Source organism: Thermodesulfobacteriota bacterium, from assembly GCA_040758155.1.
Lineage (GTDB): Bacteria > Desulfobacterota > Deferrimicrobia > Deferrimicrobiales > Deferrimicrobiaceae > UBA2219.
The window spans coordinates 19,015-31,073 of sequence record JBFLWB010000001.1 but is presented as its reverse complement, the minus strand read 5'-3'; the positions used below and the strand labels follow the sequence as shown (position 1 = coordinate 31,073).

Sequence of the window (12,059 nt, the reverse complement as noted above, 5' to 3'; positions counted from 1 at the left end):
GATCAGCAGGCCGAACGCCAGGTCCGCGACGCAGTCCGTCAGCACACCGGGAGTGCCGCTCACCTGGATCCCCCGCCGGCGGGCCAGTTCGAGGTCTATCCTGTCGAAGCCGATCCCGCGGCAGGAGATGACCCTAAGGGACGGCAGGGCCTCGATCAGCCCGTCCGGCACCCCGACCTGTGCGGTCGTGGCGACGCCCTCGATGGCGCGGCCGTGTCTCATAAGGAAGCCGGACCGGTCGTCCTGCTCCCAGAAGCGGTGCACCTCGAAGGCGTCCGCGAGCGCCGCGTCGAAGGATGGGGAAAGGCTGCAGGCCTGAAGCACGCCGTGCTTCATCGCTCCTCGCGTTCCCGGGCGGGCAGCGCCGCCCTGCGATGCCTGTCCGCGAAGGATGCCAGCACTCCGCGGAGGGGCCGTACGACCGGCTGCCACCCCGCACGGCGCCGTTCGATCTCGTCCTCGCCCACCGCAAGCTCCAGCTTCCCCTCGTACAGGTCGATCGAAATCGTGTCCCCGTCCCGGACGAACGCGATCGGGCCGCCCAGGGCCGCTTCGGGCGTCACGTGCCCGACGCAGGGGCCCCGGGTGGATCCCGAGAAGCGGCCGTCGGTGACCAGCGCGGTGCTTCGCGCCAGCCCCGATCCGGCCAGTATGGACGTGATGAGGTGCATTTCCCGCATCCCCGGCCCTCCCACCGGGCCTTCGTAGCGGATCACGATCACCGATCCGGGCTCGATGCCGCCTTGTTCGACGACACGGACCGCTTCCTCCATGGAGTGGAAGACGCGCGCGGGCCCGGAATGCCGCCACATGTTCTTGTCGGCGCCCGATCGCTTGCAGACGGCTCCCCCGGGGGCGAGGTTCCCACGCAGCACTTTCAGCGCGCCCATAGACGAGATCGGCTCCGACGCGGGGCGGATCATTTCCTTGTCGGCCCACGACGCCGTGTCGGCGATCTCCCGGAGCGTTTTCCCGGAAACGCTCCTGCGGTCGAGGCGGAAGTGGGCGTCGCCCAGGGAGGCGAAGACGGCGGGCACGCCGCCGGCGCGGTGGAAATCCTCCATCGTCTGTTTCCCGGAGGGATTGATCCGGGAGACATACGGGACGGTCTCGCAGAGGGCCTCCATGTCGGAAAGGGTCACCTCGAATCCCGCCTCGGCGGCGAGGGTCGGGATGTGGAGGGTGGCGTTGGTCGATCCGCCGATCGCCAGGACGAACTTGACGGCGTCGATGAACGCGTCCCGGCCCACCAGGTCCAGCGGCTTCACGTCGTCCTTCACCAGCTCGACGATCCGCCTGCCGGCCACGACCCCCTCGCGCAGCTTTTCGCTGGAGGACGCGGGCAACGTCGCCGAGCCGGGGTAGGCGAGGCCGAGGACCTCGCAGAGGCAGACCATGGTGTTCGCCGTGCCGATCATGGCGCAGCTTCCCAGCGTCGGGCAGGCGACGCGCTCGACTTCCGCGAGCTCCTCTTCCGAAAGCACGCCGGCCTGGCAGCGCCCGATGAACTCGCGGATCAGGGAGGTGGTGAGCTTCTCCCCCCGGTATTCCCCGGGAGCCATCGTGCCGGGGGCGATGATGATCGAGGGGATGTTGACCCGGAACATCGCCATCAGCATCCCGGGAGTGATCTTGTCGCACGAGGTGAGGAACACCGCTCCGTCGAAGCGGTGCGCCTCCAGCATGATTTCCACGGAGTCCGCGATGACCTCCCTGCTCGGCAGGGAGAAGCTCATCCCGACGTGCCCCTGGGCCATTCCGTCGCAGACGCCGATCGTGTTGAACTCGAAGGGAACGGCACCCGCGGCCCGGATACCCTGCTTGACCGCCTCGGCGACCTGCCTTTGCGGGACGCAGCCGGGGACGATCTCGTTCCAGGAATTCGCCACCGCGATGAGGGGGCGATCGAGATCCTCACGGGAGAGCCCCAGGGAGTAGAGCAGCGCCCGGTGGGCCGCCCGGTCGATCCCTTCCGTCAGGTCCCGGCTGCGGAAATTCTTCGCCATATTTTCCTCCTTGCGGGCGAATGGGGATATCCCTGGTTCTTTCGCGAATCGTTATGGTATCGCACCGGCATATCCGCCCACAACATTCCATGAGATCGTTCCGGTCGCGGGGCCGTGAGGCGACCATTCCCGCCACAGCCCGGGCGGCCGTGCGATGCAAAATGCGCCGGTTCCGCTGAAAAAAGGGCCGGGTTCCCTCCGGCCTTTTCCGGGGTGTCCCGGCCAGGGGGGTGGTATCGGTGGGAAAGTGCCCGTTTTTCCGTGCGGATTTAATAATATGGTTTTTTCTTCGGCGGGCATGATGTTTGCCATTATATGGGTGTTCCCGGCAACGGCAGTCCAAGGGAAGGGGGCAGGGGCATGCGGTGGGCGAGGCGCGCGTTCTCGTTCGCGTTGACGCTGCTGAGCGTCGCGTATCTGTATTTCGTATGGCGGATGGACGTGGGGAACCTGCTCGAGCCGGGACCCGGCTTCATGCCCGCGGTCGTCGGCTCCATGGCGCTGGTCGCGTCCTTCCTGATCTTCCTCGGCACGCTGAAGGGGAAGGCGGAAAAAGACGGGGAGAAGGTCCCCGCGGAGGGGATGTGGCGGTTCGCCGCCTGCGTGGCCGCCATCGCGGTCTTCATCCCGCTCTTCACGGTGCTGGGCTCGCTGATCTCGATCTTCATCATCGTGTTCCTGATGAACAAGATCCTCGGCGCGAAGGGATGGGTGCAGCCGCTCGTCCTGGCGCTGGCATGTTCGGCCGTCACCTATGTGCTGTTCGTCCTGATGCTGGACGTGCCGCTGCCGCGGGGGATCCTGTGAGGACCCGCGCCGGGAGGAAATGAAGATGGACATCCTGCACAACCTCCTGCAGGGATTCGGGACCGCGCTGTCGCTCCAGAACCTGCTGGCCTGCTTCCTCGGGGCGCTGATCGGGACGGTGGTCGGGGTGCTGCCCGGCATCGGCCCGGTGGGCGCCATGTCGCTCCTGCTGCCGTTCAGCTTCGGCCTGGACGCCGGCACCAGCCTGATCCTGCTGGCGGGGATCTTCTACGGCGCCATGTACGGCGGCTCCACGACATCGATCCTGATCAACCTTCCGGGGGAGGCGGCGTCCGTCGTCACCTGCATCGACGGGTACCAGATGGCGAAGAAGGGGCGGGCGGGCGCCGCCCTGGCCGTCGTGGCCATCGGCTCGTTCGTCGCGGGCACGCTCGGCGTGGTGCTGCTGATGCTGTTCGCCCCCCCGCTGGGAAAGGCCGCCCTGGCGTTCGGGCCTCCCGAGTATTTCGGCATCGCGCTGATCGGGATGCTGCTGCTCAGCAACCTCACCGGCGATTCCTTCCTCAAGGCGTTCCTGGTCTTCGTCCTCGGGATGATGATCAGCACGATCGGCATCGACGCGCTGACCGGGTTCAACCGCCTGTCCTTCGGCCTGCTGGAGCTGACGCGGGGCGTCGAGTTCCTTCCCTGCGCCATGGGGCTCTTCGGCCTGGCGGAGGTGTTCGATATCGCGCTCCAGCCCTACAAGACGGCGGACACGATCAAGGTGAAGTTCCGGGAGCTGTACCCCAGCCGCGAAGAGATCAAAAGGTCGGTCTGGCCCATCCTCCGCGGGGCGTTCGTGGGATTCCCCATCGGTCTGATCCCGGGGCCGGCGGCGATCATGTCGTCCCTGGTTTCCTACCGCCTGGAGCGGGGCGTGGCGAAGAAGCCGGAGGAGTTCGGAAAGGGGGCGATCGAGGGGGTGGCGGGGCCCGAATCCGCCAACAACGCGGCGGCGGCGGGCACCATGGTCCCGCTGCTGGCGCTGGGGATCCCGTTCGCGCCCGCCACGGCGGTCCTGCTCGGGGGGCTGATGATCCACGGCGTCGCTCCCGGCCCCACCTTCATGACCAGCCACGCGAACCTGTTCTGGCTCGTGATCGCCAGCATGTACATCGGCAACCTCATGCTGCTGGTGTTCAACCTGCCGATGGTCGGGCTGTTCGCCTCGCTGACCAAGGTCCCGCCGAGGATCCTGGTCCCCATCGTGACCGCCCTGATGCTGCTGGGGGCCTACAGCGTCAACAACAGCGCGTTCGACATGGTCATGCTGCTGTTCTTCGGCCTGCTCGGGTTCCTTTTCAAGTGTCTCGGATTCACCTCGACCCCGCTGCTCGTGGGGATGGTGCTCGGGCCGGTGTTCGAAAAGGGTTTGAGGCAATCGCTGATCCTGGCGGACGGCGACCTGCTCTTCTTCCTCAAGCGGCCGATCTCCGGGACGATGATGGCCGTGGCGGGGCTCATCGTCCTGTGGGTGATCGTCGGCGGGGCGAGGGAAATGATCAAGGCAAGGGAAGCGAAGGATACGGGGGAAGCGGAAGAACCGGTCTGAAGTCGAAAAAACGGAAAGGGAGAAAAAGCATGAGAAAGAGAATCGCGGTATCGACGTTGGCGTTCGTCCTTTCGGCGGCGATGCTGGCCGCCGGGGCCGGCAGCGGATTCGCGGCGGAAGCAGGCTACCCGAAGAAACCGGTCACGCTGATCTGCCAGTTCACCGCGGGCGGGTCGACCGATCTGCTTGCCAGGGCGCTGGCGCAGAACGTCACCAAGTACCTCGGGCAGCCGATGGTGGTGGAGAACAAGCCGGGCGCCAGCGGTACGATCGGGACGGATTACGTGCTGAAGTCGAAGCCGGACGGCTACACGCTGCTCACGACCTCCACGGGGAACTTCACCTCCACCCCGCTGATCCAGAACGTTCCGTACGACCCCGAGAAGGACGCGCGCCACATCATCAACATCGCACGCCATCCGATCATCCTGGTCGTGAACAGCGAGTCGCCGTGGAAGTCCGTGGAGGAGTTCGTCAACTACGTCCACGCGAATCCCGGAAAGCTGAAGTACGGGCAGAACGCCCCGGGCGGGACGACCCACATGGCCATGGAGGCCTTCCGCAAGCAGGCGAAACTCGACATGAAGATGGTCCCATACGGCGGCGGCGCCTCCGAGGTCGTCACCGCGCTTCTGGGCAAGCACGTCGACGTCGGCGTGGTGCACCCCCAGGAGGCGAAGGAGTTCGTCGCTTCCGGGAAGCTGCGGCCGCTGGTCATCTTCTCGAAGAAGCGGGCGAAGGCGCTCCCCGACGTGCCGACGGCGATCGAGAAGGGGTATAAAGTGGATATCGGCGTCACCAAGGGGATCAGCGCGCCCGCGGCCCTTCCGGACGACATCGCGAAGATCCTGCACGACGCCTTCAGAAAGACCATGGACGACAAGGACTTCCTGGCCGCCGCGAAGAACACGGGCGACCTCGATTACCTGGATTACATGGACGGCAAGGAGATCACCGAGTTCCTGGTGGGCATGCACAACGACCTGAAGCCCATCATCGGGGAGCTCGGCCTGAGCAAGAAGAAATAACCCGCCGACTGCCGGCGGGCGCCGGGAAGTCGCCCTCCCCGCGGGGGGAGGGCCCCGGCGCCGCCGGCATAGCCCGCTTTTCTCACCGGCGTCCGTAGCGAGGCGGTGGAGACGGGCGTGGCTACAAGGCGTCGCGACCGAGGGCCCCGGAGGCGCACTTGGGAGTGCGTCGAGGAGCCCGACCGAGCGCAACGCAGTAGACATGCCCGTATCCGCCGCCGCAGCAGGAGGCTGGTGAGAAATGCGGGCTAACTCCCGGGAGGGCGAGAAGAATGTTCCAGCCGGAAGGGATCATCGTCCCCATCGCGACGGCGATGAACGACGACGAAAGCATCAACGAAAAGGAGCTGCGGGCGCAGGTCGACCGGCAGATCGCCGGAGGGATCCACGGGATCTTCGCCCTGGGCACCAACGGGGAAGTCTACGCGCTGACGACCGACGAGAAGCTGGAGGTCCTCCGGATCGTCGTGGACCAGACGCGGAAGCGGGTCCCGGTGTACGCGGGGACCGGCTGCATAAGCACGCGGGAGACCATCGCCCTTTCCCGCAGGGCGAAGGAGCTGGGGGCTGACGCCCTCTCGGTCGTCTCGCCGTACTTCGTGGCCGTTTCCCAGGACGACATCTACCGTCACTACAGCCGGGTCGCGGAATCGGTCGACCTGCCGATCGTCCTGTACAACATGCCGGCCCGGACGGGGAACAACATCGAGTACGCGACGCTCCGGAAGCTGGCGCAATTCCCGAACATCGTCGGGATCAAGGACAGCAGCGGCAACTTCGACAACACGATCCGGTACATTGAGGACACGGACCGGCGGCTCTCCGTGCTGGCCGGCAGCGATTCCCTCATCCTGTGGACGCTGATGGCGGGCGGGCGCGGCGCTATTGCGGGCACCGCGAACGTGTATCCCGAGGTCTCGCTGGAGGTTTACCGGCTCTGGAAGGCGGGGCGGATCGCGGAGGCCGTCGTCGAGCAGGCGCGGCTGCGACCGCTGCGCGACGTGATGAAGCTCGGCAACCCCAACTCCGTCATCAAGCGGGCGATGAACCTGCTGGGGCATTCCGTCGGGCCTGCGCGGGAGCCGGTCGGCGGCGTCAACCCGAAGATCGACGAGGAGCTCCGGAAGGCGTTCGGGACGTACAGGTAGATGGGGATCATCGACGAAATCCTCGAGTCCACGGTCCTTCCCCGGATGATCCGGGCGAGACAGACGTTTCCCGCGCCCGAGGTCCGGGACGTCCCGGCGGTGCTGCGCGAGGAGCTCCGGAAGCCGGCGATCTCGGGACGCGTCCGCCGGGGGATGCGCATCGCGGTGGCGGTCGGCAGCCGCGGGGTGGCCGAAATCCCGCGGATCGCGCGCGGAGTGGTGGAGGAGCTTCGGAACCTCGGGGCGGAGCCCTTCATCGTGCCGGGGATGGGGAGCCACGGCGGGGCGACGGCCGAGGGGCAGGCGCGCGTGCTGGCCGACCTCGGCGTGACGGAGGAAAGCGCGGGCTGCCCCATCGTCTCCTCGATGGAGGTGGCGGAGCTGGGGGCGCTCGACAACGGGCTCCCGGTCTACATGGACCGCCGCGCCATGGAGGCGGACGGCATCGTCGTCGTCAACCGGGTCAAGCCGCACACCGCCTTCAGCGGAGCGATCGAGAGCGGCCTGGTGAAGATGATCACGATCGGCCTCGGGAAGCAGAAGGGGGCGGACTCGTGCCACGCATACGGGTTCGCGCACATGGAACGGAACATGATCGACATGGCGAAGGTGAAGCTGGCCCGCGCCCCGTTCCTCTTCGGCGTGGCGACGGTCGAGAACGCCTATGACCGGATCGCCAGGATCGTCGCCGTCCCCGCGGAGGAGATTCTTGCGACCGAGCCCCGGCTGCTGGCCGAGGCGCGCGAAAACATGCCCTCGATCCCGTTCGACCGGCTGGACGTGCTCGTCGTCGACCGGATGGGGAAAGACATCTCCGGGTCCGGGATGGACCCCAACATCACCGGGCGCGCCTCCAATCCCGCCATCCGGGTGACTCCGAAGGCGACCCGGATCGCCGTGCTCGACCTGACCGCGGCCAGCCACGGGAACGCGGTGGCGATGGGGCTGGCGGACGTCATCACCCGGCGGCTGTTCGACAAGATCGATTTCGGGCACACGTACGCCAACGTCCTGACCTCGACGGTCACGAGGAGCGGGATGATCCCGCTGATCATGGACAACGACCGCCTGGCGATCCGGGCGGCCGTGAAGACCTGCAACGCGCGCGACATGGGGCGCGTCCGCATGGTCCGCATCCGGGATACGCTGCGCCTGGAGGAGTTCCATTACTCGGAAAGCCTTCAGGTCGAAGCGCGGGGGAACGCGCGGATCTCCCCGCTCGGGCCTCCGGAAGAGATCGCGTTCGACGCGGAAGGAAACCTGCATGAATAAGGTGGTGCTGACGCAAAGGCTCTACGAGGCGGGAATGAAGGTCCTCGAGGGGAAGGTCGACGTCCGGATCGTCAACACCGGCAAGCCGAAGGAGATGCTTCCCGAGCTGCTGGACGCGGACGGGCTGATCATCCGCCTCGGCTCCATCGACCGGGAGACGATGGCGGCGGCGAAGCGGCTGAAGGTCATCGGGCGCCCGGGAGTGGGGGTGGACGACGTCGACGTCGCCGCGGCGACGGAGCTGGGGATCCCGGTCGTCATCGCGCCGGGGGCCAACACGCGCTCCGTGGCGGAGCACGCGCTCGCCCTCGTGTTCGCGGTGTCGAAGGACCTGGTCCACAGCGACCGGAGAACGCGCGGCGGCGATTTCAACGTGCGCAACGCGTTCCGGGCCTTCGAGCTGTCCGGGAAGACGGCCGGGCTGGTCGGCTGCGGGAACATCGGCCGGGAATTCGCGTCGCTCTGCTGCGCGATCGGGATGAAGGTGCGGGTGTACGACCCGTTCGCGGACCGGAAGGCCGTCGAGGGGCAGGGGTATCGATACGACGAGTCGCTGGAAGAGCTCCTGCGGAACGCGGACGTCGTTTCCCTCCACGTCCCTCTGAACGGAAAGACCCGGAACCTGATCGGCGCGCGGGAGCTGGAACGGATGAAACCGACCGCCGTCCTGGTCAACTGCGCGCGCGGGGGAGTGGTCGACGAGGACGCGCTGGCGGACGCGCTCGCGAACGGGCGGATCCACGGCGCCGGGCTGGACGTCTTCTCCTCGGAGCCGCTGCCCCCGGAGAATCGCTGGTCCGGCCTGGACAACGTCGTCGTCACGCCGCACATGGCCGGGCAGACGCGGGAGGCGGCGGCGGGCGTATCCACGATGGCCGCGGAAGGGGTCCTGGCGGTCCTTGCAGGGGAGAAGTGGCCGCACGTGGCGAATCCTGCGGCCTACGCCCACCCCCGGTGGAAGGGGGAGAGGCGGGCCCCATGACGCATCCCGCGACGTATTCGCTCGTCAACGTCCGGAGGATGTTCGCGGGCCCCGGCAGCATCGAGGCGCTGGCCGAAGTCGCCGCTGCCCAAAGCGCGGAGAAGGCGCTGATCCTGACCGACGCGGGAGTGTGGAACGCCGGGTTGATCGGGCGGCCCCGGGAGATCCTCGAAGGCGCGGGCGTCCGTGTGGAGGTGATCCGGGACACGCCTCCCGAACCGGAGGTGGAGCACGTCCGGCGGATCTTCGAGGCCGCGGAGCGGACCGGCTGCCGGATGATCGTCGGGATCGGCGGCGGCAGCGTGATGGACGTCGCGAAGATCGTCGCCGTGATGCTGACCAACGACCTCTCCGTGCGGCAGCTCCTGGACAAGGCGAAGATCGCGCGGCGGGGGATTCCCACCCTGATGGTCCCCACCACCGCGGGGACGGGATCGGAAGTGACGCAGAACGCCATCGTGCTGGTCCCCGAGCGGGAGTCGAAGGTGGGCATCGTGGATCCCATGCTCGTCCCCGATTGCGCCATCCTCGATCCGGAGATGACCGTGGGGCTGCCGCCGGCGATCACCGCCGCCACCGGCATGGACGCGCTGGCCCACGCCATCGAATGCTATACGTCGAAGAAGGCGAACCCCTTCAGCGACACTTACGCGCTGAAGGCGGTCGGCTTCATCTCGCGCGGCATCCGTCGCGCGTTCCGCGACGGGAAGGACGTGGACGCCCGCCACGACATGCTGCTGGCGGCCATGTTCGGGGGGCTGTGCATCGCGACGTCGAGCACGACCGCGGTGCACGCCCTGGCGTATCCGCTGGGCGGCAGGTACCGCGTCCCGCACGGGCTGTCCAACGCGATCCTTCTTCCCCACGTCATGCGTTTCAACCTCGAAGCATCGGAAGCGAAGTTCCGGGACATCGCCGCCGCCATGGGGCTGGAAGTCTCCGCGCTGTCCGACCGGCAGGCCGCCGAGAGGATGATCGGGGAGCTTTTTTCCCTGAACGAGGACCTCGGCATCCGCTGCCGCCTGGGAGACCTGGGAATGACGGAGGCCGACCTCGAAGGGCTCGCGGAAGCGGCCTCGAAGGTCACGAGGCTGCTCGACAACAACCCAAGGCCCCTCTCGAAGGCCGACATGCGGGAGATCTACCGGAAGCTGCTCTGAGCGGATCCGCTTCCCTGCGCCCGCACGACCAGGACCGAGCAGGGGGAATGGTCGATCAGGTGCTGCGCCACGCCGCCCATCGGCCAGTCCGGGTGCGTGTTCCGCCCCTTCGCGCCGATCAGCAGCAGGTCCGGCTCGAATTTCCGCAGGGCCGCCAGGATCTCCGAGCCCTCCTGCCCGAAACGGACCTCCACCGTCACGCGGGTCCCCGGAGGTCCAAGGCGCTGCGCGCGCAGGGCGTCCACCACCTCCGAGGAGCTGTTCCACGCGGCGTAATTGTCCGCAGATCCCTCCGCGTGAACGTCCTCGTCGTGCTCCTCGTCCGGGAACGGAAAATCCCTCACGGACCGGAAGACCTTCACCAGGTGGACCGATGCCCCGCCGGACAGGTCGAGCGCCCCCAGCCAGCGGACGACCTCCGGGGCGTGCACGGAATCGTCGAGCGCCAGCAGGTACCGGCGCCTCCACCCGAGCGATGTCCTTGCCAACAGCACCGGGCAGTGCGCGTGATTCGCGACGTAATCCGACACGCTTCCCAGCCGGAGCTCCTTGTAGATCCCATGCCCGCGGGTCCCGACCGCCACCAGGTCGGCCCGGCACGCCCTGGCCATCTCGACGATCCGGACGGCCGGGTTTCCCTCGTGCACCCGTACGGCCACGCTCTCGACCTTTCCATCGAGTTCCTGCCGCGCGTCGTCCACCAACGCGCGGGCGCGGGCCTCCGCATCGCGGCGCAGCCGGTCCGCGACGTCGTTCGAGGGCTGACGCGCCGCGGCGTACGCCGACATCAACGTGACGTGGACCGGCGCGCGCCAAGGCAGGAGCGCGATCTGCGCCTGCGCCGCCCGGGCCGAGTCGGATCCGTCCGTGGCAAGGAAAACGTGCATACCCGAGGAAGTATACATGATGGAGGGAAGGGGAGAGGGAGATGCAACGGCGAGGCCTCCGCTCCGCACGGGAGCAGGGCCTCGCCGGCGTGGACAGGCAGGCTTATGCGCCCCGGGGGGAGAGCTCGCTCCGGATCCGGGTCGGCCCCGCGGACCGCTTCGCGGTTTCCAGCAGGGTCTTGAGCTGGTCCGCTTCGCACAGGGCCACGCCGCGAAGAACGATGGCCGATCCGTCGTGGACCACATCCAGCGTGGGGATGAACAGCGGGAACTGGGTGATGATGTCCGCCTTGACCCGGGACGCCAGCTCCAGGCGGCGCACGATTTCCTCGTTTTCCGGGGTTACGAGCTTGTCCCTCGCCGGGATCTGGCTCACGATCCGGTCGACCGCTTCGTCGAACGAAAGGTGGCTCGTGTTGAGCGTCAAGTCGTAATCGTTGGGGTTGGTCCAGTCCCGATGATACGCCCTCTGAAGGTAGACGAACCGTTCGTGATCGCGGAACTTCAGCTTTTTCCGCGCCGTTTCCATGTCGATGCCGAGCCGCTGGCTCAGCGTCCTCGCCCGGTCCTCGGCGGCGGCGATCACGCGGACGCGGAGCGCGTAGGGGACGTCCTTGAGCAGCCAGTTCCCGCCGCGGCCCAGGATGACCACATTGTTCTTCGCGGCGCTCCGGTAGACGCAATGCTCCACCAGCGCCAGATACGCCGCGTAGGACTTGTCGAACCGCTCCCAGGTCGTGGGGGCGTGCTCGTCGAGATCCGCGACCCATTCCAGCCATTTCTTCCCGTGGTCCTCGATTTCCTTATAGATCGATTCCTTGCTGACGTAGTCGTAATCGAGCTTCCTGGCGACGGCCTTGGCAATGTCAATTCCACCGCTTCCGCTTTCCCTGGAAACCGTCACGATCGCCATGGCTGCTCCTTTCCCGCGTTTTTATCGTTTCCCGATACCGTTGACCCCATTATAATTTTCGCCCGGGGGGAAGTAAACGGGAGCGCGGACGGATTTGCGGCGGCCTCCCTACCGGTTGTTCAAACCTCCGTTCGCCCGCCGGAGAGGCTGGTACCATTTTTCATGGAAATTGATATTTATTAGTGAAAATAGCTCTAAATATATTTACTGTTACTTTATTATCGTATTTATATTCACCAGATAGGGATGAGCATAAAACGAGATTTTGGAATATACCGCTTTGTTTATGGGCTGATGGCCT

11 protein-coding genes are annotated in these 12,059 nt (G+C 66.6%); 7 read left to right on the top strand and 4 right to left on the bottom strand.

The genetic code is table 11. The annotated features are described in order from the left end of the window. Together AB1346_00145 and ilvD are read right to left on the bottom strand one after the other, a co-directional pair. Nucleotides 1-336: 2-hydroxyacid dehydrogenase (locus AB1346_00145; GenBank protein MEW6718843.1), on the bottom strand; the 336-nt coding region annotated here is incomplete at its 3' end. Then, nucleotides 333-2,006 carry a dihydroxy-acid dehydratase gene (ilvD, locus tag AB1346_00140; protein ID MEW6718842.1) on the bottom strand — a complete coding sequence of 558 codons (1,674 nt, stop codon included), beginning with the start codon at nt 2,004-2,006 and terminating at the stop codon, nt 333-335. The genes ilvD and AB1346_00145, both read right to left, overlap by 4 nt. 360 nt (nt 2,007-2,366) lie before the next feature. Here ilvD and AB1346_00135 point away from each other — a divergent pair, with 360 nt between their 5' ends. From AB1346_00135 to AB1346_00105, 7 genes are all read left to right on the top strand, one after another. After that, nucleotides 2,367-2,813 carry a tripartite tricarboxylate transporter TctB family protein gene (locus AB1346_00135; GenBank protein ID MEW6718841.1) on the top strand — a complete coding sequence of 149 codons (447 nt, stop codon included), beginning with the start codon at nt 2,367-2,369 and terminating at the stop codon, nt 2,811-2,813. A gap of 19 nt (nt 2,814-2,832) precedes the next feature. After that, nucleotides 2,833-4,368 carry a tripartite tricarboxylate transporter permease gene (locus AB1346_00130; GenBank protein MEW6718840.1) on the top strand — a complete coding sequence of 512 codons (1,536 nt, stop codon included), beginning with the start codon at nt 2,833-2,835 and terminating at the stop codon, nt 4,366-4,368. 29 nt (nt 4,369-4,397) lie between these two features. Next, entirely contained in the window at nt 4,398-5,396 is a 999-nt protein-coding gene (locus AB1346_00125) for a tripartite tricarboxylate transporter substrate binding protein (protein ID MEW6718839.1), read from the top strand. Nucleotides 5,397-5,668: 272 nt separating this feature from the next. Further along, the gene (gene dapA / locus AB1346_00120) at nt 5,669-6,544 is read left to right on the top strand and encodes a 4-hydroxy-tetrahydrodipicolinate synthase (GenBank protein ID MEW6718838.1); all 876 of its coding nucleotides are present in this window, start codon (nt 5,669-5,671) and stop codon (nt 6,542-6,544) included. Further along, entirely contained in the window at nt 6,545-7,816 is a 1,272-nt protein-coding gene (locus AB1346_00115) for a lactate racemase domain-containing protein (GenBank protein ID MEW6718837.1), read from the top strand. It begins immediately after the preceding gene. Then, nucleotides 7,809-8,798 (top strand): hydroxyacid dehydrogenase, encoded by a 990-nt coding sequence (locus AB1346_00110; GenBank protein ID MEW6718836.1) that lies wholly within the window; start codon nt 7,809-7,811, stop codon nt 8,796-8,798. The genes AB1346_00115 and AB1346_00110 overlap by 8 nt, the downstream gene beginning before the upstream one ends. Then, nucleotides 8,795-9,958, top strand: a complete 1,164-nt coding sequence (locus tag AB1346_00105; GenBank protein MEW6718835.1) for an iron-containing alcohol dehydrogenase — start codon at nt 8,795-8,797, stop codon at nt 9,956-9,958. The genes AB1346_00110 and AB1346_00105 overlap by 4 nt, the downstream gene beginning before the upstream one ends. Here AB1346_00105 and AB1346_00100 read toward each other — a convergent pair. Together AB1346_00100 and AB1346_00095 are read right to left on the bottom strand one after the other, a co-directional pair. Next, nucleotides 9,940-10,845 carry a universal stress protein gene (locus AB1346_00100; GenBank protein MEW6718834.1) on the bottom strand — a complete coding sequence of 302 codons (906 nt, stop codon included), beginning with the start codon at nt 10,843-10,845 and terminating at the stop codon, nt 9,940-9,942. The two genes, AB1346_00105 and AB1346_00100, sit on opposite strands and share 19 nt — an antisense overlap. Before the next feature lie 103 nt (nt 10,846-10,948). Then, entirely contained in the window at nt 10,949-11,758 is an 810-nt protein-coding gene (locus tag AB1346_00095; GenBank protein ID MEW6718833.1) for a cytidylate kinase-like family protein, read from the bottom strand. Between the last annotated feature and the right edge of the window lie 301 nt (nt 11,759-12,059).